The sequence below is a fragment of the Arthrobacter sp. ZBG10 genome (genome assembly GCF_001238605.1).
Classification (GTDB): Bacteria; Actinomycetota; Actinomycetes; order Actinomycetales; family Micrococcaceae; genus Arthrobacter.
Genome location: NZ_LFQH01000099.1, coordinates 1 through 19,648, shown reverse-complemented (window position 1 = coordinate 19,648; position 19,648 = coordinate 1). Strand labels below are relative to the sequence as shown.

At 67.5% G+C, this 19,648-nt stretch carries 19 protein-coding genes; 9 read left to right on the top strand and 10 right to left on the bottom strand.

The window, feature by feature from the left end:
* Positions 1 to 36 precede the first annotated feature (36 nt).
* The 4 genes from ACU18_RS18400 to ACU18_RS18385 all read left to right on the top strand — a co-directional run bounded on the left by ACU18_RS18400 (position 37) and on the right by ACU18_RS18385 (position 3,814).
* Positions 37 to 1,365, top strand: coding sequence for a nicotinate phosphoribosyltransferase (locus ACU18_RS18400; protein WP_050687927.1), 1,329 nt, complete (start codon positions 37 to 39; stop codon positions 1,363 to 1,365).
* On the top strand, positions 1,365 to 2,003 hold the full coding sequence (locus tag ACU18_RS18395) for an isochorismatase family protein (protein ID WP_050687924.1): 639 nt from the start codon (positions 1,365 to 1,367) through the stop codon (positions 2,001 to 2,003). The genes ACU18_RS18400 and ACU18_RS18395 overlap by 1 nt, the downstream gene beginning before the upstream one ends.
* A gap of 103 nt (positions 2,004 to 2,106) precedes the next feature.
* The gene (locus ACU18_RS18390) at positions 2,107 to 2,529 is read left to right on the top strand and encodes a LexA family protein (RefSeq protein ID WP_050687923.1); all 423 of its coding nucleotides are present in this window, start codon (positions 2,107 to 2,109) and stop codon (positions 2,527 to 2,529) included.
* A complete protein-coding gene (locus tag ACU18_RS18385) occupies positions 2,522 to 3,814 on the top strand; it encodes a Y-family DNA polymerase (RefSeq protein ID WP_050687922.1) in 1,293 nt (430 codons plus the stop codon). The genes ACU18_RS18390 and ACU18_RS18385 overlap by 8 nt, the downstream gene beginning before the upstream one ends.
* A 30-nt stretch (positions 3,815 to 3,844) precedes the next feature.
* On the opposite strand, the gene ACU18_RS18380 is transcribed toward ACU18_RS18385, so the two are convergent.
* From ACU18_RS18380 to ACU18_RS18365, 4 genes are all read right to left on the bottom strand, one after another.
* On the bottom strand, positions 3,845 to 5,620 hold the full coding sequence (locus tag ACU18_RS18380) for a DEAD/DEAH box helicase (RefSeq protein WP_050687921.1): 1,776 nt from the start codon (positions 5,618 to 5,620) through the stop codon (positions 3,845 to 3,847).
* Positions 5,620 to 5,961 (bottom strand): DUF3039 domain-containing protein, encoded by a 342-nt coding sequence (locus ACU18_RS18375; protein ID WP_050687920.1) that lies wholly within the window; start codon positions 5,959 to 5,961, stop codon positions 5,620 to 5,622. Before ACU18_RS18375 ends, ACU18_RS18380 begins: the two co-directional genes overlap by 1 nt.
* Before the next feature lie 160 nt (positions 5,962 to 6,121).
* On the bottom strand, positions 6,122 to 7,696 hold the full coding sequence (locus ACU18_RS18370) for a hypothetical protein (RefSeq protein ID WP_050687919.1): 1,575 nt from the start codon (positions 7,694 to 7,696) through the stop codon (positions 6,122 to 6,124).
* Positions 7,678 to 8,472 (bottom strand): ABC transporter ATP-binding protein, encoded by a 795-nt coding sequence (locus ACU18_RS18365; protein WP_050687918.1) that lies wholly within the window; start codon positions 8,470 to 8,472, stop codon positions 7,678 to 7,680. Before ACU18_RS18365 ends, ACU18_RS18370 begins: the two co-directional genes overlap by 19 nt.
* 128 nt (positions 8,473 to 8,600) lie before the next feature.
* Between ACU18_RS18365 and ACU18_RS18360 the strand changes: the two genes are divergently transcribed.
* Together ACU18_RS18360 and ACU18_RS18355 are read left to right on the top strand one after the other, a co-directional pair.
* Complete coding sequence (locus tag ACU18_RS18360; protein ID WP_050687917.1) at positions 8,601 to 10,475, top strand: Na+/H+ antiporter; 1,875 nt, start codon at positions 8,601 to 8,603, stop codon at positions 10,473 to 10,475.
* A 93-nt stretch (positions 10,476 to 10,568) separates the two neighbouring features.
* Entirely contained in the window at positions 10,569 to 11,495 is a 927-nt protein-coding gene (locus tag ACU18_RS18355; RefSeq protein WP_050687916.1) for an aldo/keto reductase, read from the top strand.
* A 5-nt stretch (positions 11,496 to 11,500) separates the two neighbouring features.
* Here ACU18_RS18355 and ACU18_RS18350 read toward each other — a convergent pair whose 3' ends face one another.
* From ACU18_RS18350 to ACU18_RS18335, 4 genes are read right to left on the bottom strand one after another with little or no spacing between them, the layout of a single operon-like run.
* Positions 11,501 to 11,821 (bottom strand): DUF3253 domain-containing protein, encoded by a 321-nt coding sequence (locus tag ACU18_RS18350; protein ID WP_082178407.1) that lies wholly within the window; start codon positions 11,819 to 11,821, stop codon positions 11,501 to 11,503.
* 13 nt (positions 11,822 to 11,834) lie between these two features.
* Positions 11,835 to 12,932 (bottom strand): NADH:flavin oxidoreductase/NADH oxidase, encoded by a 1,098-nt coding sequence (locus tag ACU18_RS18345; RefSeq protein ID WP_050687915.1) that lies wholly within the window; start codon positions 12,930 to 12,932, stop codon positions 11,835 to 11,837.
* Positions 12,932 to 13,909: a tetratricopeptide repeat protein gene (locus tag ACU18_RS18340; RefSeq protein WP_050687914.1), complete on the bottom strand. Its 978-nt coding sequence runs from the start codon at positions 13,907 to 13,909 to the stop codon at positions 12,932 to 12,934. Before ACU18_RS18340 ends, ACU18_RS18345 begins: the two co-directional genes overlap by 1 nt.
* Positions 13,910 to 13,961: 52 nt before the next feature.
* Complete coding sequence (locus tag ACU18_RS18335) at positions 13,962 to 15,659, bottom strand: hypothetical protein (protein ID WP_050687913.1); 1,698 nt, start codon at positions 15,657 to 15,659, stop codon at positions 13,962 to 13,964.
* Positions 15,660 to 15,922: 263 nt separating this feature from the next.
* On the opposite strand from ACU18_RS18335, the gene ACU18_RS18330 reads away from it, so the two are divergent.
* The gene (locus tag ACU18_RS18330) at positions 15,923 to 17,158 is read left to right on the top strand and encodes an AI-2E family transporter (RefSeq protein ID WP_050687925.1); all 1,236 of its coding nucleotides are present in this window, start codon (positions 15,923 to 15,925) and stop codon (positions 17,156 to 17,158) included.
* Between the two features lie 18 nt (positions 17,159 to 17,176).
* Here ACU18_RS18330 and ACU18_RS18325 read toward each other — a convergent pair whose 3' ends face one another.
* Positions 17,177 to 17,977, bottom strand: a complete 801-nt coding sequence (locus tag ACU18_RS18325) for an alpha/beta hydrolase (RefSeq protein WP_050687912.1) — start codon at positions 17,975 to 17,977, stop codon at positions 17,177 to 17,179.
* A 43-nt stretch (positions 17,978 to 18,020) separates the two neighbouring features.
* Complete coding sequence (locus ACU18_RS18320; protein ID WP_050687911.1) at positions 18,021 to 18,377, bottom strand: hypothetical protein; 357 nt, start codon at positions 18,375 to 18,377, stop codon at positions 18,021 to 18,023.
* A gap of 71 nt (positions 18,378 to 18,448) precedes the next feature.
* Here ACU18_RS18320 and nucS point away from each other — a divergent pair, with 71 nt between their 5' ends.
* Both nucS and ACU18_RS18310 read left to right on the top strand, forming a co-directional pair.
* Complete coding sequence (gene nucS, locus ACU18_RS18315; protein WP_050687910.1) at positions 18,449 to 19,144, top strand: endonuclease NucS; 696 nt, start codon at positions 18,449 to 18,451, stop codon at positions 19,142 to 19,144.
* 284 nt (positions 19,145 to 19,428) lie between these two features.
* The gene (locus tag ACU18_RS18310) at positions 19,429 to 19,632 is read left to right on the top strand and encodes a cold-shock protein (protein WP_050687909.1); all 204 of its coding nucleotides are present in this window, start codon (positions 19,429 to 19,431) and stop codon (positions 19,630 to 19,632) included.
* Positions 19,633 to 19,648: the final 16 nt, after the last annotated feature.

Below are 19,648 nucleotides of genomic sequence, written 5' to 3'. Positions count from 1 at the left end.
GAGACGTGGGAGCCGGTGGGGACTAGAGTGATTTTCGTGAGCACCTCTGCCGGCTGGGACCATCCCCGCACGTCCTTTTACACAGACCACTACGAGCTGACCATGTTGCAGGCTGCCCTGCATTCCGGCGCAGCCCACCGCAAATCGGTGTTTGAAGCCTTCGCGCGGCGCCTGCCGGATGGCCGCCGCTACGGCGTGGTTGCGGGCACGGGACGGCTGCTGGAAGGCATCGCCAACTTCCGGTTCGGCGCGGCCGAACTGGAGTTCCTGGCTGCCACCAAGGTGGTGAACCAGCAGACGCTGGACTACCTGGCCGACTACCGGTTCACCGGCGACATCTGGGGCTACGCCGAGGGCGAGGCCTACTTCCCCAACTCCCCCATCCTCATTGTTGAGGCCACGTTCGCCGAGGCCTGCATGCTGGAAACCTACGTCCTGTCGGTCCTGAACCACGACAGTGCCATCGCCTCGGCGGCCTCCCGTATGGTGGGCGCGGCCGGCGGACGGCCATGCATCGAAATGGGGTCACGGCGCACCCACGAGGAAGCCGCGTCCGCTGCTGCCCGGGCCGCTGTCATTGCCGGCTTCGACAGCACCTCCAACCTGGAAGCCGGCGTGCGCTACGGCATCAAGACCGTGGGCACCGCAGCGCATTCCTTTACGCTCCTGCACGACAATGAGCGCGACGCCTTCGAGGCCCAGATCGCGTCCCTTGGCGCCGGCACGTCGCTGCTGGTGGACACGTACGACGTCGAAACCGCCGTCCGCACGGCCGTGGACCTGGCAGGGCCCAAACTGGGCGCGGTACGGCTGGACTCGGGTGACCTTGTGGCCCAGGCGCAATGGGTCCGCCGCCTGCTGGACGATTTGGGGAACGTGAACACCAAAATTGTGGTCACCTCCGACCTCGATGAGTTTGCCATCGCTGCCCTGCAATCCGCTCCGGTGGATTCCTACGGCGTGGGCACGTCTTTGGTGACGGGCTCCGGCGCGCCGACGGCGAGCATGGTCTACAAGCTCGTCAGCCGCACTGACGACGCCGGGAACTTCGTCTCCGTCGCCAAGGCAGCCAAAAATAAGGCCAGCGTAGGCGGCCGCAAATATGCCCTGCGCAAGCTGAACGAACGCGGCACTGCCACCGCCGAGATGGTCGGGGTGGGGCACCGGCCCGAGGACGACGGCAACGACCGCCAGCTCCTGCAGCAGTTCATGAAAAACGGCGAACTGCTGCCCGGCTGGACCGGTTATGAGGGAGTGCAGCGCGCGCGGCAACGGCACGCGGATTCCATGGCCGAACTGCCCTCGGTGGTCCACCGGCTCCAGCGCGGTGACGCCGCCATCCCCACCGTTTACGAGGAGAGCTGATGTCCCGCGCCCTGATCATTGTTGATGTCCAGAACGATTTCTGCGAAGGCGGTGCACTGCCCGTCACCGGCGGGGCGGACCTGGCCGTTGCCATCAGCGAATACGTCGACGCCCACCAGGGCCAATTCGACCATGTGGTGGCCACCCAGGACTGGCATATCGATCCGGGCAACCACTTCTCCGCTGCCCCCGACTTCAAGGACAGCTGGCCGCCGCACTGCGTGGCGGGAACCCGCGGGGCGGAGCTGCACGAGGACCTGGACACCGAGTACATCGAGGCCTTCTTCCGCAAGGGCCAGTTCACGGCCGCCTACTCCGGCTTCGAAGGCCTACTTGCCCCCGAGGACGCTGTCCCCACCGGCGAGCGCCAGCCCGGGTCAATGCCCGGGGCCAACGATTCGCCGCAGTCAGCACCGGACGGGGACGCCATCGGCCTGGATGAATGGCTCCAAAGCAACGACGTGGAGGACGTGGTGGTGGTGGGGCTGGCGACCGACTACTGCGTGCGCGCCACCGCCCTCGATGCGGTCCAGGCAGGCTACGGCGTCACCGTGATCCGTTCCCTGACAGCCGGGATCGCCGAAGACCTCGACGAGGCCGTGGCGGAGATGGAACTGGGCGGCGTCGAGATCGCCTAGTCCCACGGCCTGTACCTGAGGGTCACCTCCGGACCGCCCCCGCGTCGGCCTGGCTCGAACACATGTTCGATTAGACTGGGGGGAATCGGAATGGAGGGACACCATGGCCTACCCAGCGGAGCCGGCGGACAGCGCCGGACAAGGAGCAGCCGGGACCGGGGAGTCATTCCTGCCGGTGGGCTTTGCCTCTCCGGCTCAGGACTATTTTTCCGGCCGCATCGACCTCAATAAGCACCTGATCAACGACATAACCAGCACGTTCATCCTCAGGGTGGCGGGCGACGGGATGCGGGCCTCCGGCATTTTCGACGGGGACGAACTGATCGTGGACCGCTCCCTCACTGCCCGCAGCGGCTCCGTGGTGGTTGCCGTTGTGGATGGCGAGCTGATCATCCGCAGGCTCCACCTTGCCGGGGACGAGCTCACGCTCACCGCTGACGATCCCGGCCTGGCCCCCATCACGGTGACGGCCGGCGTCGACCTGGCCGTGTGGGGCGTCGCCACCCGGTGCCTGCACCGTGTCTGAAGCCGGCCCCAACCGCGCGGCAAAGTGCTTCGCCCTGGTGGACGTGAACAACTTCTACGTTTCCGCGGAGCGCGCCTTCGACCCATCGCTGGAAAACCGGCCCGTGGTGATCCTGTCCAACAATGACGGCTGTGTGATCACCCGAAGCGCCGAGGCCAAGGACCTGGGCATCGCCATGGGCGCACCCTGGTTCCAGATCTCGGCGCAGGCCAAGGCCTGGGGCCTGGTGGGCCTGTCCAGCAACTACGAACTGTACGGGGACCTCAGCGCACGGGTGATGGAGTACCTGGCCAGGCACTCGCTGGCCACCGAGATCTACAGCATCGACGAGGCCTTCCTGACCTTGCCCGGAAGCACCGCCGACCAGCACGCCGCCGGCCGGAACATCCGCCGCGGCGTGCGCCGCCACGTGGGACTGCCCGTCTGCGTGGGGCTGGCCCCCACCAAAACCCTCGCCAAACTTGCCAACCAATGGGCCAAGAACAACCCGCACTTCCAGGGCGTCTGCCACTGGGACAGCATCAGCCCCGCGGACCAGGAGCGGCTGCTGCGCAAGCTTCCGGCGCAGAAGATCTGGGGTGTGGGCGGGCGCAACAGCACCCGGCTCGCCGCGGTCGGGATTGTCACGGCCTGGGACCTGCGCAATGCCGATCCCCTGGTGATCCGCAAGCGTTTCTCGGTGGTCCTGATGCGGACGGTCCTGGAACTGCAGGGAACCCCCTGCATCACCCTGGACGAAACCCGGGGCCACAGCCAGATCCTGTTTTCCCGGTCGTTTGTGACTCCCGCCAGCAGTGTCAGGGAGGTGGGGCAGGCCCTGAGTGTCTACGCCCAGGGCGCAGCAGCCCGCCTTGCCCGGAAAAAGCTGGTCACCGGGAACCTCAACGCTTTCGCCCGGACCTCGTCCTTTAACGGCGGACCCGTCGTGGCCCACTCCGTGGACGTGGCGTTCCCCTCCCCCACCGCCGATCCTCTGGAGATCATCAGGGCGGCGCAGCGCCTGCTGCCGGACATCCGCGAAGGCACCCCCTATATGCGGGTGGGCGTCACCGTCAGGGACCTGAGTCCGGCAGGCAGCCAGGACACCCTGATGGACTTCCTGGACACGCCGGACCGGACCCTGGGCCCCATCCTGGATGGTGTTGCGGAACGGTTCGGCCGGGCCAGCATCGGGCTGGGCCACGGCGGCCTCAGGTCCGGATCGAAGTGGGCCACCAAGCGGGACAGGCTGACGCCGCGGTACACCACGCACTGGGATGACCTGCCGGTGGTCAAAGCCAAATAACGCCTCGACCCCTGGCGGTCCGCCACGCGCCTACGTGCGGCCGATAAACCAGTCCTGAAGCTTCCGCAGCCGCGACTGGAGCTGCTCCTCGTTGGCCTGGGCCACGGGAGGGCCACCGCACACCGTCCGCAGCTTGGTGTGCACCACACCGTGCGGGGTGCCGGTCCGGGCCGACCAGGCCGAGACGTTTTTGGCCAGCTCATTCCGCAGGTCCATCAGCATCCGGTGGTCCGGCATGGCAGGGGCGGCCGCCTGCACGGGCGCAGACCTGCTCTTCCGGTTCAGCTGCTCGTGCTGGCGCTGGCGCAGGAGGGTCCCCACCTGTTCCGCGTCCAGCAGGCCCGGAATGCCCAGGAAGTCCAGTTCATCGTCCGAACCCACTTCGCCGCCGGTACCGAACTCGCCGCCGTCGAACAGGACCCGGTCAAAGGACGCCTGCGAATCCAGTGCCTCGAACTTGCCTTTGGTGAGGCTGTCGGATGCCTTGTCCTCGCGGTTGGCGTCCGCCATGAGTGAGTCTTCGGGGTTGAACAGGCCGTCGGCGTCCTCTTTTTCGGGACGGTCCAGGGCATGGTCGCGTTCGGCTTCCATGGAGTTGGCCAGCGCCATCAATTGCGGCACCGACGGCAGGAACACCGACGCCGTTTCGCCGCGTTTGCGGGCACGCACAAAACGTCCCACGGCCTGGGCGAAGAACAGCGGGGTGGAGGTGGACGTGGCGTAGACGCCCACGGACAGCCGCGGGACGTCAACACCTTCGGACACCATGCGGACCGCCACCATCCAGCGTTTCTCGCTGGCGGTGAACTCGTCGATCTTGTCCGAAGCCTTGGCGTCATCCGAGAGGATAACGGTGGGCGATTCGCCGGTGATCCGCTTCAGTTGGCCGGCGTACGCGCGGGCATCCTCGTGGTCGGTGGCGATAACCAGGCCGCCGGCGTCGGGCACGGTGCGGCGCACCTCGCTGAGCCGCTTGTCCGCGCCGGCCAGGACGGCCGGGATCCACTCCCCCGTGGGGTTAAGCGCCGTACGCCAGGCCTGGGAGGTGATGTCCTTCGTGACGGCGGCCTCACCGAGGGAGGCGGCCATTTCCTCGCCGGCGCTGGTGCGCCAGCGCATCTGGCCCGAATAGGCCATAAACATCACGGGGCGGACCACATGGTCGCGCAGGGCACTGCCGTAACCGTATGTGTAATCCGCCTTCGACCGGCGGATGCCGTCGCGGTCCTGGGCGTATTCCACAAACGGGATGGGTGAGGTGTCCGACCGGAACGGCGTACCTGTCAGGGACAGCCGCCGGATGGCAGGATCAAACGCCTCGCGCAGGCCGTCGCCCCAGGACAGGGCTTCGCCGCCGTGGTGGATCTCATCGAGGATCACCAGGGTGCGGGCGGCCTCCGTCTTGGCCCGGTGCAGCAGCGGTTTGCTGGCCACCTGGGCGTATGTGACGGCCACCCCAACGAAGCCGCGGCCGTGCTGGCCGTCGGAGTTCTTGAAGTTGGGGTCGATCGCAATGCCCACCTTGGCGGCGGCGTCGGCCCACTGCCGCTTAAGGTGGTCGGTGGGCGCCACAATGGTGACGCGGTTGACGGTGCCGGCCTCGATCAGCGTTGAGGCAACCCGCAGCGCGAAGGTGGTCTTACCGGCGCCGGGCGTTGCGACGGCCAGGAAGTCACGGGGGGCCGCCTGCATGTACAGGTCCAGGGCCTCCTGCTGCCAGGCACGGAGTTTCGGGGCGGTTCCCCAGGCTGCGCGTTCCGGGTATGCCGGAGGCAGGGTGGGGCCACCAAAGAGGGTTTCCGTCACTATTTGTTGTTGCCCTTGTCCCCGCCGGAGCCCTTGCCACCGTCGTTGCTGGGCCGCAGGCCGTCATAAACCTCTTTGCACATGGGGCAGACCGGAAACTTTTTGGGATCCCGGCCCGGCGTCCAGACCTTGCCGCACAGGGCAATAACGGGTTCGCCACTGAGGGCGGACTCCATGATTTTTTCCTTCCGCACATAGTGCGAAAAGCGCTCCCGGTCCCCGGGCTCCACTTCCTGGCGGAGTTCCTCGCGCTCAATGGTGGCCGTGGACGTTCCAGCCCCGGACAGCTCGCGCCGCGGATCGTTTTCGAGAGGGTCCGTCATGCTAGTCATGCCTTCCATCTTAGCCTTTCCGAAGGCCTGGCGTTCGACGCCGGGACCTCCCGGGTGCCCGTTTGGACCAGGTGCAGCACAGGGACAGCCGGCGCGCCCGGGCGTGTTGGAACAGGCGCCGGGGACGCCAAGGGCCGCTGCCGTGCGGCAGCGGCCCCGGTGAAAGGCATTACTTATTGACGCCCACCTGGGCCAGGAGTTCCGGCCCCCTGGCGTCAAGCCATTTTCCGCCCAGCCGGATGCCGCCGGCGAAGAGTCCAAGACCCAGCAGCAGGCCCACGGCCAGGTTGATCCAGCCCAGCATCCTGTTGCCGGTGACCAGTTCGGCAATAAGCAGTGCAACCTCGGGGATCACCAGGACCAGCAGGACGCCCATGCCGCCGAACTGGACGGCCATGGTCTGGCCCACGTTGCCCGGCGGCTTTTTGAACGGGCTGTCACCGGGCAAGGGCACGGGCGTGGTGTACCGGGCAGACACCACAGACGAAAGGCCCAGCCCGCTGAACAGGATGCCCAGCGTTAGTCCCAGCAGCCCCGGGAACGCATACCAGGTGTCGGTCAGGACGGCATATGCCACGGCGAAAACCAGCACCGTGGGAAGGGAGAACAGCAGGCAGGCCATGGCCCGGCCCAACCGGTCCGCGGTGCCCCTGACACCCGTGGCGAGGTGCAGGGCAAACGCAGTGTTGTCGTAGGAGACGTCGGCTGAGATCGACCAGGCCAGGAGGAAGGCGGATAGCGGCGCCAGGATGGCCAGGCTGCTGAAATCCCCGCTCTGGGCGCCGGTGAACACCAGCACCACCGGGAGCAGCGGGATCACCACCAGGGACCCTGAGTAGCGGGGGTCGCGCAGCCAGTAGGTCAGCGCCCGGGCCGTCACGGCGCCGGTGGGGGTTGGCGGCAGCAGGCCCAGCAGGCCCAGCTTGCCGCCCTTGCGCTTGGTGCTGCCGCCGCTGTAGGGCGGGGTCACCAGGGCCCGTTCCAGCATGGACTTCCACGCCCACGCCAGTGCGGCCAGCGTGGCGGCGGCGATCAGCAGCTTCAGCAGCGCCGGTCCCGCGTCGCCTGCCGCGACGTCCCCGGCCAGGGCCCAGGAGGCGCCCAGCGGCGTCCAGGACATGGTGCGGGCCAGTTCCGGCAGGAAGGCCGCGGAATCCGTGATGCCGCGGGTCACGCCGGCGATGATGGGTCCGAGCAGGACCAGCGGAACCATAAAAGCGATGGCGCTGACGTCCTTGAAGCGGCGGGAAGCTGCCAGGCTTGCGGTCGCCGTGGTGGTCACCTTGGAGATGACAATGCAGGTCAGGACCCCAAGGGCCGCGCCAACCACGGCCGCCAGGACCGGCAGCACCCCGCGCCACCAGGTCACGGCCGTGGACAGTCCCACCAGGGCGGTGGCGATGCCGGGGATTCCGATCAGCCCGCCCAGCGCCAGGCCCGGGAGCATCTTCCGCAGCGGGATGGCGAAGGTGGTGAAGCGGGCAGGGTCCAGGGTCATGTCCGTTCCGGAGGCCACAACCGGGATCACGGCCCAGCCGACGATGGCTGCGGCCCCGCCCAGGACCACCGCAGTGGAGGCAAGCTCCAGTGGTTCGGTCCGCAGCATCACCAGGGCGAAAATCAGCAGCCCGATGATGCCCAGGGCGTACAGGGCACCGAACGCCATGCCCACCAGCTGCCACGGACTCCGGCGGAGGCCGTTTCGCAGCAGTGTGAGTTTGAGCCTTAGAAGGTGCGCAACCATTCGAGCCCCTCCGTTGTGCTTCGGCCGCCCACCAGTTCCACGAACCGGTCCTCGAGCGAGGCTTCGCCGCGGACTTCGTCAACAGTTCCGGCGGCCAGCAGCCTGCCACCGGCCACCACTGCCACGTGGTCGCACATGCGCTGGACCAGGTCCATCACGTGGCTGGAAACGATCACCGTACCGCCGGAACCCACATAGCCGTCGAGGATGGAGCGGATGTTGGCGGCACTGACCGGGTCCACCGCTTCGAACGGTTCGTCCAGGACCAGCAGCCGCGGGGCGTGGATAAGGGCGGATGCCAACGCGATCTTCTTGGTCATGCCGGCGGAGTAGTCCACCACCAGCGTCCCGGCATCCTTGGTCAGGTCCATGGCAGCCAGCAGTTCGCGCACGCGGGTGGCCACCACGTCCCTGTCCATGCCCCGCAGCAGGCCGGCGTAGGTGATGAGCTGTTCGCCGGTGAGCCGGTCGAACAGCCGGACGCCGTCAGGGAGGATCCCCATCAGTTTCTTGGCTTCCAAGGGGTTCGACCAGACATCCACGCCGTGCACGGCTGCCGTGCCGAAGTCCGGCCGCAGCAGCCCGGTGGCCATCGAGAGCGTGGTGGTCTTGCCGGCGCCGTTGGGGCCCACAACGCCGTAGAAGGAACCCGCCGGCACATCAAGGCTGATGCCGTCGACCGCGATTTTCCCGCCGAACCGTTTTGCCAGGCCATTGATGGACAGGGCGGGTGCCGTACCGGGCCGTGGCGCCTGTTCAGGTTGCAGAGCTGTCATAAAGCCAGACTAGCCTTCGACCCCCGGGCGACGGGTCCTCCCGGAGGAGTAGTGAAATAGGCGTAGGAGCACCCAGCGCGCGCTCCCGTTGGGGCGGTCCTGTGGCCGCAGCCTGTCAGACTTGCCTCATGCACATTGCCCTGGGCCTGCTGGTCATCGTCGCCGTGGTTTGCGCCGTCAGCGCGCTGGGCAGGAAGCTTGACCTTCCCGTTCCGCTGCTGCTGGTCCTGGCGGGAGTGGCGGGATCCTTCCTGCCGTTCATCCCGGAGGTTGAGCTCAACCCCGAACTGGTCCTGGTGGGCCTGCTGCCACCCCTGCTGTATGCCGCCGCCTTCCGGTCCTCGCTGTTTGATTTCAGTTCCAACATCAGGTCCATCGGGCTGCTGTCCGTGGGCTACGTTGTGTTCGGCACCATCGCCGTGGGATTTGTGGTGTGGTGGCTGTTCCCGGAGATCCCCCTGGCTGCGGCCATTGCCCTGGGCGCCGTGGTGGCCCCGCCGGACGCCGTGGCTGCCACGTCCATCGCGCGGCGGGTGGGCATGCCCCGCCGCATCGTCAGCATCCTCGAGGGCGAGTCGCTGGTTAACGACGCCACCGCGCTGGTGTGCCTGCGCGCTGCGATCGCGGCGATCGCGGGGTCCGTTTCCGCACTGGAGGTCGCAGGCGGTTTCCTGGTGGCCGCCGGCGGTGGGCTGGCTGTGGGGTTCGCGGCCGCCTATGTCCTCACGGAGGTCCGTAAGCGGGTCAGCAACGTGGCCATCAACACGTCCACGTCCTTGATGGCCCCTTTTGTGGCGTACCTCCCCGCTGAGGCCATCCATGCCTCCGGGGTGCTGGCTGTTGTTGTGACCGGGCTGGTGATGGGCTTCAAGGCACCCTCCATGCCCAACGGCGCTGCCCGCCAGAGTGCCCGCAGCAACTGGGACACGGTGCAGTTCCTGCTGGAGAACTCGGTGTTCCTGCTGATCGGGCTGCAGGTGCGGGCCATCGTGGAGGGTGTCCAGGACGACTCGCTGGGTGCCGGCCGGGTCTGGCTGGGCTGCGCGGTGATCCTCCTGGCGGTGCTGCTGCTCCGGCCGGTCTGGGTGTTCCCGGCCACGTTCCTGCCGCGCCTGGTTCCCTCGGTCCGGAAGGCCGAGCCGGATCCACCATGGCAGGCCGCGGCGATTGTCTCCTGGGCCGGAATGCGGGGCGTGGTCACCCTGGCCGCGGTACTGACATTGCCCGCAGACCTGGAACACCGGAATGTGCTGGTCCTGGCTGCCCTGGTGGTGGTTGGCGGGACGTTGGTGCTGCAGGGTTTCACACTCCCTGTTCTGGTCAGGCTGCTGGCGGTGCAGGGTCCGGACCGGCGCGAGGACGCGTTGAACCGGGCTTCGCTGATGCAGCTGGCCACAGACGCCGGCCTGGGGCGGCTGGCGGAACTGCGCCGGGACACTGACCCGCCGGAAGTCATGGACATGCTCAAGCGCCGGACGCAGGAACGGGGCCTGGCCGCCTGGGAACGGCTGGGCCGGCCCGAGTCGGACGCCGCAACGCCCAGCCAGGGGTATGCCCGGTTGCGGATGGCCATGCTGGATGCCGAACGGACCAAGGTCCTGGACCTGCGGCGGGGTGGGCAGTTTGCGCACGAGGTGATCAGTGAGGTGCTGGAACGGCTGGACATCGAGGAGTCCATGCTGGATGCGGCCCTGGACGAGCTGGACTCCTCCGATGGCGGTGGCGGTGAAGGGATCGCCCGGCCCGGCGGAATCTGCGGGCATCTGGCAGCAGCTGCAGAGCCCGCGGTCCCGCCCGGCGCTTTCTGCGCAGCGTGCCGGCGTGAAGGAACGGCCACGGTGCACCTGCGGATGTGCCTGGAATGCGGGAACGTGGGCTGTTGCGATTCCTCCGTCGGGCGCCACGCCTCGCTGCATTTCCACGAAACCAGCCACCCTGTCATGCGCAGCATCGAACCCGGGGAAGACTGGCGCTGGTGCTACGCCGATGATCTTTTGGGCTGACACGCGGGGCGGCGAGCGGGGATCCCGGCCGGGGCAGACCGGCATACTGGAGAAGAAAGCGTTTCCCCGCCGTCTGAACCGAAGGATTCCCGAATGGACTACCGCACCCTGGGCCGCACCGGGCTGACCGTCTCCACCGTCTGCGTGGGCACCAGCTCCCTGGGCAGCCACCCGGCACCCCGCGGCACCGACACCGCCGTCGACACCATCCTCAGGGCCTTTGCGGGACCCCTGAACTTCATCGATACCTCCAATGAGTACGGCGAAACCAACAGCGAGCGCCGGATCGGTGCCGCCATCGCCGCAGCCGGCGGCGTTCCGGACGGGGTGGTGGTGGCCACCAAAGTGGACCCGATCCGTGGCGTTGCCGACTATTCGGGCGCGCGGGTCCGGCAGTCCGTTGAGGAAAGCCTGGACCGGCTGGGGCTTGACCACCTGCCGCTGGTGTACCTGCACGACCCCGAAAAAATCACGTTCGAGGAGGGTACTGCTGCCGGCGGGCCGCTCGAAGCGCTCCTGGACCTGCGCAGCCAAGGTGTGATCGGACACCTGGGCGTGGCGGGTGGGCCCATCGACCTGGAACTGAAGTACCTCGCCCTGGACGTGTTCGACGTTGTGATCAGCCACAACCGCTACACGCTGGTGGACCAGAGCGCCGGGCCCCTCATCCGGGATGCGGCGGAGCGTGGTGTGGCGTTCGTGAACGCTGCCCCGTTCGGCGGCGGGATGCTGGTTAAGGGACCCGACGCCGAACCCAACTACTGCTACCGGCCCGCCTCCCCCGCGATCATCGGCCGTGTCCGGAAGATGGCTGCTCTTTGCGCCGAGTATTCCGTTCCCCTGGCCGCCGCTGCCTTGCAGTTCTCCACCAGGGACCCCCGCGTCACCTCCACCATCGTGGGTATGTCGGAACCCGACCGGGTTGCGGAGGCTGTGGATCTTGCCGGCTGGGACATCCCGGCCGAATTCTGGGACCGGATCCTGCCACTGACGGCAGCCGGCACCGGCGAACTGGGCTAAGCCGGCTACTTGGCCCGGCGGATGCGGATGGGTCCCTTGGCCGTGGACGGATCCACCACGGTCCCGCCCTGGGTGATGCTGACCTGCCCGGCGTCCACCAGCCGCCGGGCAGCCTGCCGGGCAGGCTCCATCAGGTCACGCCAGGTGTCCCCGCCCACTGCCCGGGCGGCATCCGAAGGACAGATGGTGGACGTTGCGGCCCTGGCCGCCAGGAGTTCGAGGATTTTCGCTTCCAGCTCCTGGTCGACGGGACCCACGCCGCGGCTCCCGTCGGCCGGGTTTTTCTCCCGGGGAGCCTCATCCGGTACTTCTTCCCGATGTGCCATGGGTGTCAGCGCCTCAGAAGGTGCGCCGCGGCACGGCGCGCTCGTACTGCGGCGCCCACGGAAGGTCATGACCCAGTTCGAAGGCGGCCCGCAGCCACCAGTGCGGATCCCGCAGGGCCGCCCGGCCCAGGAACACGGCGTCCGCCTGGCCGGTGGCGATGGCGTGTTCAGCCTGGCCGGCGGACGTCAGCAGGCCAACAGTCCCGGTGGGGACGCCTGCGTCCGCGCGGATGGCGGCGGAAAACCCTGTCTGGTAGCCGGGGCTGGGAGCAATCTGCTGCTGCGGTACAGCGCCTCCGCTGGAGACATCGATCAGGTCCACACCCTGGGCGACTGCCTGCCGGGCCAGCCGGATGGATGCGGCCAAATCCACCCCGCCCGGCGCCCAGTCCGTGGCCGAAATCCTGAGCAGCAGGGGCATGCTGTCCGGGATGACGTCGCGGACAGCATCGATCACTGCCAGCATCAGCCTGTTGCGCCCTGCCTCGCTGCCGCCCCAGGCGTCCTGGCGGCGGTTGATCAGCGGGCTCTGGAACTGGTGCAGCAGGTAGCCGTGGGCACCGTGGAGCTCTACCGTGTCGAATCCCGCCGCCACGGCCCGCACGGCGGCGGCGGCAAAGTCCGCGATGACGCCACGGATCTGGTCCTCCGTCATCTCCGCCGGAACCGCGTAGCCGTCAAAAGCGGCCGGTGACGGTCCCACGGTGTCCCAGCCGCCGTCGGCAGCGGGCACCGAGCCCTGTTCCCCGGAGAACGGCCAGTAAGTGGCGGCCTTCCGGCCGGCGTGGGCGAGCTGGACACCGATCTTAGCGTCCGCGGCGCCGTGCCGGTGCACAAAGGAGGTGATCCGCTGCCAGGCGGCCGCCTGGTCGTCGTTGTACAGCCCGGCATCCCTGGGACTGATACGGCCCTGCGCATTGACGGCCGCGGCTTCGGTGATGATCAGCGCCGCCCCGCCCGCGGCGAAGGAACCCAGGTGCATCAGGTGCCAGTCGTTGGGTACTCCGGGCGCGGCGTCGGGATCGCAGCTGTACTGGCACATGGGCGAGACCCACCCGCGGTGCCGGAGTTCGAGGGCGCGCAGGGCCAGGGGCTCGAACAGGCCCGGCACTAGAACAGCACCCGGGCCAGGGCCTGCCGTGCCTTGGCAACGCGCTCATCGGAGGCGCCAACCACTTCAAACAGTTCCAGCAGCCTGATCCGGGCAGTCTCCCGCTCGGGTCCGAAGTTCCGGCCGATGAAGGTGACCACCCGGTTCAGGGCGTCCTCCACGTGGCCGCCGGAAACGTCCAGGTCCGCCACCCCCAGCTGGGCGTCGATGTTGTCCGGCTCATCGGCGGCCAGTTTGCGCAGGGCGTCGCTGTCCGGGGCGGACAGCGGCTGCAGCCTGGCCATCAGTTCCACCTGCGAAAGCCCCGCCTTCGCCTCGTGGTCCGCAGGCATTTCCTTGAGCGCCTGGCGGTAGGCGGTGGCGGCGGCCTCGTAGTCGCCGGCCTCGATCGCATCATAGGCGGCCTGGTGAAGGGGCGGCAGGGGCGCAGGTTCCTGCTCCTCCTGCGGCCCGGCTTTCAGGCTGCCGGTCACTCCATTGGCTGCGGCCACCTTCAAAAGTTCATCCAGGATGCCACGCACCTGCGCTTCCTCTGCACCGCCCTCAAACAGCGGAACAGGCTGGCCCTTAAGGACTGCAACGGCGGTGGGCACGGCCTGCACTTGGAACGCCTGGGCCAGCTGTGGGAAGGCTTCCACGTCCGCGGCGCCCAGCACCAGCTTTCCGGCGTAGCCGGCCACCACGCGCTCGAGGGTTTCGAGCATGCCCGCGGATTCCGGGGAATACGGCGCCCACAGCGCGATCACAACCGGTACCTGCGCGGACAGCTCCACAAGCTGCTGGAAGTTGGCTTCGGTGACGTTGACGCTTAGTTCCGGGCCGCCGTCGTCCGTTGCCGGTGCACCAGGCGCCGGCGCGCCGCTGGCGGGAGCGGGAGCGGCGGGGCGCTGCTTGAGGCTGGAAAGATCGACGGCGCCACGCAGGTTAAGCAGGCTGGCAGCGGCTGGAGGGACAGGGCGGGAAGCAGGCGAACTCATGCTTTCCACTCTAGCCACTCCGGCCGCTGCCGGGGGTACTGCGGTCACCGGACTACTTGAACGAGGCCCCCACAAGGCCGCGGGTGGCGGCAACAAGTTTCATGGGATCGGTGCTGCCGGCCGGCGGCACATAAACCGCCATGGATTCCACGAAGCTCAGGACCATACCCGTTGTGGTTTCCTTGCCGCCTGCCAGGGCGGCGGCGTCGTCACCGATGGTGAGCTTGTCACCGGCCGCCTTGGGGGTGCCTTCGAACCCGAAGTTGATGCGGCCTTCCACCAACGCGCCGCCGTCAGCGGTGCGGAACACCGTGATGCTGGCCGGATCCAACTTGTGGGTGAAGGCGAAGTTACCGTTCTGGCCTGACTGGACCACTTCGGCCTGGTACGAAAGCGTGTCGGCGATGTAGGGAGAGGACTCGCCCTCCACCAGTTTGTCCTTGTAGGGCGATTCCGCGTTGCCCAGGCGGTCGGCAAGTCCTGCCATGGCTTCTTCGGCCGTGTACAGCAGGCCGGTCTTATCCCCGGCTGCCAGGGTTTCGGTACCCTCGCGGCTGATGTTCGGGAAGGTGGTGCCCGGCTGGAGCGGTGTGGTCTGGACCAGCTTGTAGTTGTCCCGCGGCGAGGCCTGGACCAGGGTCAGGAGCTGGGGAACCACGTTCCCGTCACCCTGGGTGACAGCCAGAACGGACCGCGGCCAGTCCCGGTTGGTGGTGACAACAGTGGTGAGCAGCTTGGTGGAGCGGACGGGCATCCGTGCCTCGTAGGAGCCTACCTGGGAGCGGATCTTGTAGTTCTGGGTGCGGACCTCCAGCTCGGTACCGCCAACGCGGGTGGCGAGCTGCGCGGCATCCTTGGCGGCATCGCCGGCATCCACCGCACTGGAGACCTGCTCCAGGACACGGCGGAACTGGGCGTCCAGGAGCACCCGCGACGGTGCTGCCTCGTCCTTGGCCGGTGCCGCAGACCCGGAGGCGTCAGGAGCCGGCGTGGCCGCCACGGCTGCGGTGCCGGAACCGGCAACCACCACGGCCGCCAGGACTGCCGCCGCCATGGCCAGCGGTGCCGAAGAGCCGTTGGCCTTCCGCTCCCGCGCGCGCTGTGCGAAGCCGCTGCCTGCACCATCGCCTTCGCCGTTGCGCTTGCGCGCGGAGAGCAGGGCCAGGGCAATGCCGGCCGCCATGATGATGGCACCCAGGACGATCAGCGGCACCGCCCACGGGGTAGCGGTGTCGTTGGGGAACGTCATGGAGACGGTGGCCGGGGCCGGCTTGGTGCCGTCGGTGGCCAGCAGCAGCGACCATTCACCGTCTGCGGGCGGGGTCCAGGTGTAATCGAGTTCGCCGCTGGCGTTCTCGGTGGTCACCCAGAGGTCGGAACCGGCCGGGTTGGGCACTGTGGCCTCACCCTCCGAGTGCTGCACTTGAAGGGACTTCTTGTCCTCGGACACGCCGTTGACAGTGTTGTGGGCGGCCCCGCCCACCCAGGCGGCGACGTCGTCCGGTCGGCCGGAGGCAAGCATGAAGTTCCCGTCGCCTTCCACGGTGATCCTGGCGGTGCCGCCATGCAGGGTGCGCAGGCCCTGGTCGAAAACGGTAACGGGTGCGTCAGTGCCATCGGCCGGCGCGGAGACGGTGAAGGTCTCGGACGGAGCCCAGATGGTCTGCTGGCCGATGCCTGCCAGGAGGGTCAGGAGGCCGAGCAGCACCAGCGCGGCTGCAGTCTTTAAACGCAAGGGATCACCTATCATCAGCGGGGGTTTACCTTCAATAGTAACCGTTTTGTTACCACGGGCGCTGTCCGGGACCCGCTCGGGCGCCGGCTGAAGCCGGTGGCGGCGGTACCGCCGCCGGTGCTGGCGGGCCGGCTGATAGTGTTTGCGATGATCATCACAACGGCCCGCAGGCGCGGTGCCACGCACGGAACAGGCCCCAAAAACCAGTGACTGACAAGACGGACGCATCCTCCGCGGACACCGAAAACCCAGGCAGCACCGAGGGGCAGGCGGACGCGCTGCAGGGTCAGGCACCGAAGCGGCGCAAGGGTACCGCCGCCGCAGCCCTGGGCCAGGTGGTCCGCAGGCTCCGCCAGCCCCTCCCCGGCGCCCAGCCGCGGCTCCGCTTCGAGATGCCGCCGGAGTACGCCGCCGAGGAAGGCGGGGACCGCGAGGAGAGCAAGGTGAAGGCGCAGTTCGGCCGTCCCGGTCCGCGGATGTCGCCGCAGCATCCGCTGTACATGGGCTTTATGGGGACTGTGGGCGTGGGGCTCGCCCTCCTGGTCTACTGGATCGGTTCCAACACCACGCAGCTTCTCCTCTGGATCGTTGCAGCACTCTTTATCGCCCTTGGCCTGGAGCCGGTGGTGGGCTGGCTGGAAAACCGCAAGGTCCCCCGCCCCGTGGGCATCCTGCTTGCGGTGGCGGTGCTGGCTGGCGCTGTTGTCGGATTCTTCGCCACGCTGATCCCCACCATCGTGGGTCAGGTCACCCAGATTGTGGAGCAGGCACCGGTCTGGGTCCGGGATTTCATCAACTCGGACTTTTTCGTCAACCTCGATGACCAGTTCGGGGTCCGAGACCGCATCCAGGACGAACTGGACAAGTTCGTCAACGATCCGGCAGCCGTCAGCGGGATCTTCGGGGGCGTGGTGGGCTTCGGCTCCACCGTGGCCAACGGCCTCTTCGGCGCCTTGATTGTGCTGGTCCTGAGCCTGTACTTCCTGGCCGCCCTGCCGGCCATGAAGAAGTGGGGCTACCGCCTGGCCCCCCGCTCGCGCCGGAACCGGGTGGAAGCCCTGGCTGAGGAGATCACCAAATCGGTGGGCAACTATGTGATCGGCCAGGTCTGCGTGGCCCTGCTGAATGCCACGTACGCCTTCATTGTGATGTCCATCCTGCATATTCCATTCGCCCTGCTGCTGGCGTTTGTGGTGGCACTGCTCGCGTTCATCCCCCTGGTGGGCGGGCTGATCGCCGCTGTTGTGGTGCTGCTGATCTCCCTCACGGTGGGCTGGCAGACAGCCGTCATCTACGCCATCTGCTACTTCGCCTACCTGCAGTTCGAGGCGTACTTCATCTCCCCCCGCATCATGCAGAAGGCAGTAGCGGTCCCCGGGGCCGTCGCAGTCATCTCTGTGATTGCCGGCGGCAGCCTGCTGGGCGTGCTCGGCGCGCTGATCGCCATCCCCACCGCAGCAGCTGTCCTGCTGCTGGTCCGGGAAATCTATATCGTCCGGCAGGACCAGCACTAAGCCTCATCCGGGGCAGGCTCAGGCCGGAGCGGTGGCGGCCGGACCGGCCCACTCCTGCGGCAGGCCTTCCCCGCCCGGCCCTGCCGGGCTGACAGTGGCCACAATCTCGTTGAGCACCCGTGCGGCGTGCTTCTCCCCCACCCACAGGTGTTTGGCGCCGGCCACCCCCACCACACGTGCCTGGGGCACCAGTGCGAACCGCTCGGCAGCCTCTGCCGGCTGCAGGTAGTCATCGTGTTCGGGCACCAGCACGGCCAGCGGCTTGCCGGCGTCCGCCCACTGCCGCAGATGTTGGTCCGTGGCGCGGTGCAGCGGCGGCGACAGCAGCACAGCACCTTCCACCTGGCCGGCCACGGGATCCACGGCGCCGTACATGAGGGCAAGTTCGGTGCCGAAGGACCAGCCCACCAGCCAGCGGTTGGGCAGGCCGCGGTCCACCGCGAACTGGACCGCTGCCGCAACATCATTCCGCTCACCGATGCCTTCCTCGAACGCACCGGTACTTGTCCCGCGCGGCGAGGTGGTGCCGCGGGTGTTGAACCGCAGCACCGCGATGCCTGCCAGGGCCGGCAGCCGGTAGGACGCCTTCCGGTACACGTGGGAATCCATAAAGCCGCCGTGGGTGGGCAGCGGGTGCAGGGTGATCAGCGTGGCGTGCACGGGGCCGGATTCAGGCAGGGCCAGTTCGCCCACCAGGGTGTGCCCGTCAGCCGTCAGCAGCTCCACGTTTTCCCGGCGTGCGGGCAGGACAGTGGACGCCCTGATGGGGGCCAGGCCCGTGGACTGGGTGAATGCGTACGACGCCGGATCAAAAGTCATGCCTGCCAGCTTAGCCAACGCGGGGCCCGGGCTGCCCGCAGGCTCAGCGGTAACGGTAACTGCGGGAAATCCAGCAGTTGGTATGCCAGTGCCGCCGCTCTGCAAGCCCGGCCGCCGCACCGAACAGGTGGTCGTCCTTCCAAACCACCAGGTGCGCGACTCCCGGCACCACTGCGGTGGAGCATTCGGGACAGATGTAGGTCTTCTCTGCATTCCGTGCCGTCATGGTGCGGACCATCCAGTCGCCGTCCGGCGCGCTTTCCCGCCGCGCGATGCCGGCCCTGGCACGTTCGAGGTCCAGTTCCGGCACGCCGCCGCCGGCGGTCTTTTTTCCGCTGCTGCGGCCAGGTGCAGCACCCTTGCCTGACACGGGACGGCGCGGACGGTTGGAGCGGGGCATGCTTCCATTCTGCCCCAGCTTCAGCGGGGGCCGGACCCTGGCACAGGGCGCCAGCCGGTAGTCTGTACGGCGTGCGACTTGTCATAGCCCGATGCTCAGTAGATTACGTTGGCCGGCTCAAGGCCCATCTCCCCCTCGCCACCAGGCTGCTCCTGGTCAAGGCGGACGGGTCGGTGCTGGTCCATTCGGATGGCGGCTCCTATAAGCCGCTGAACTGGATGAGCCCGCCGGCGAGCCTGCGGGTGACGTCCCCGGACGATGTGGACCTGGAACTTGGCGTGGTGGAGCAGTGGACCGTCCAGTCGGCGAAGACGGACGACCGGCTGATCATTAACATCCACGAGAAGTTCAGCGAAACCTCCCACGACCTGGGAGTGGACCCAGGCCTGATCAAGGACGGCGTCGAAGCGGACCTCCAGCGGCTGCTGGCCGACCAGATCGAGACCCTTGGTACCGGCTTCTCGCTCATTCGCCGGGAGTACTTCACGGCCATCGGGCCCGTGGACATCCTGGCCCGGGACGCCGACGGCGCCACGGTGGCCATTGAACTGAAACGCCGCGGCGACATTGACGGAGTGGAACAGCTCACGCGTTACCTGGAACTACTGAACCGGGATCCGCTGCTGGCGCCGGTCCGTGGCATCTTCGCCGCCCAGCAGATCAAGCCGCAGGCGAAGGTGCTCGCCGCGGACCGCGGCATCCACTGCGTCACCCTGGACTATGACGCCATGCGGGGCGTGGACGACAGCGGGTCCCGGCTCTTCTAGGCCAGAGCGCCCCCGGCAGGCCAGGCGCTGGGCATTTCACCGTTTTGTTACCTTATTTTCTTCCTGTTGTGCATTCCAAACCGTTGACCTGCGGGAACGGACATGAAATTCTTGGAACAGTCTTTGTGTAGGTGTTATTCATGCTCGCAAGACATGTTGCGAGCGTGAAGCTCCTGCAACACCGTTCCTTTACCGGACCGGCTGCCAGGATTCTTCCCGCGGAGTGACCAAGGCCGGCACGCAGTGTGCCGTTCTTAGACCCTTTCCACAATGAGGAGAAATACATGGCACAGGGAACCGTCAAGTGGTTTAACGCTGAAAAGGGCTTCGGCTTCATCACGCCGGATGACGCCGACGGCGATGTCTTCGTCCACTATTCGGAAATCCAGACGGGCGGCTTCAAAACCCTCGACGAGAACCAGCGCGTTCAGTTCGAAATCGGCCAGGGCGCCAAGGGCCCCCAGGCCACCGGCGTCACGCTGGTCTAGGTGTACTCAGCCAGCA

What these genes read in the sequence shown, in the direction of transcription:
- ACU18_RS18340 (WP_050687914.1), bottom strand. Translation starts at nt 13,909, where the DNA reads ATGAGTTCGCCTGCTTCCCGCCCTGTCCCTCCAGCCGCTGCCAGCCTG.
- ACU18_RS18350 (WP_082178407.1), bottom strand. Translation starts at nt 11,821, where the DNA reads ATGGCACATCGGGAAGAAGTACCGGATGAGGCTCCCCGGGAGAAAAAC.
- ACU18_RS18320 (WP_050687911.1), bottom strand. Translation starts at nt 18,377, where the DNA reads ATGCCCCGCTCCAACCGTCCGCGCCGTCCCGTGTCAGGCAAGGGTGCT.
- ACU18_RS18355 (WP_050687916.1), top strand. Translation starts at nt 10,569, where the DNA reads ATGGACTACCGCACCCTGGGCCGCACCGGGCTGACCGTCTCCACCGTC.
- ACU18_RS18335 (WP_050687913.1), bottom strand. Translation starts at nt 15,659, where the DNA reads ATGATAGGTGATCCCTTGCGTTTAAAGACTGCAGCCGCGCTGGTGCTG.
- ACU18_RS18375 (WP_050687920.1), bottom strand. Translation starts at nt 5,961, where the DNA reads ATGGAAGGCATGACTAGCATGACGGACCCTCTCGAAAACGATCCGCGG.
- ACU18_RS18365 (WP_050687918.1), bottom strand. Translation starts at nt 8,472, where the DNA reads ATGACAGCTCTGCAACCTGAACAGGCGCCACGGCCCGGTACGGCACCC.
- ACU18_RS18390 (WP_050687923.1), top strand. Translation starts at nt 2,107, where the DNA reads ATGGCCTACCCAGCGGAGCCGGCGGACAGCGCCGGACAAGGAGCAGCC.
- ACU18_RS18395 (WP_050687924.1), top strand. Translation starts at nt 1,365, where the DNA reads ATGTCCCGCGCCCTGATCATTGTTGATGTCCAGAACGATTTCTGCGAA.
- ACU18_RS18370 (WP_050687919.1), bottom strand. Translation starts at nt 7,696, where the DNA reads ATGGTTGCGCACCTTCTAAGGCTCAAACTCACACTGCTGCGAAACGGC.
- ACU18_RS18310 (WP_050687909.1), top strand. Translation starts at nt 19,429, where the DNA reads ATGGCACAGGGAACCGTCAAGTGGTTTAACGCTGAAAAGGGCTTCGGC.
- ACU18_RS18325 (WP_050687912.1), bottom strand. Translation starts at nt 17,977, where the DNA reads ATGACTTTTGATCCGGCGTCGTACGCATTCACCCAGTCCACGGGCCTG.
- ACU18_RS18360 (WP_050687917.1), top strand. Translation starts at nt 8,601, where the DNA reads ATGCACATTGCCCTGGGCCTGCTGGTCATCGTCGCCGTGGTTTGCGCC.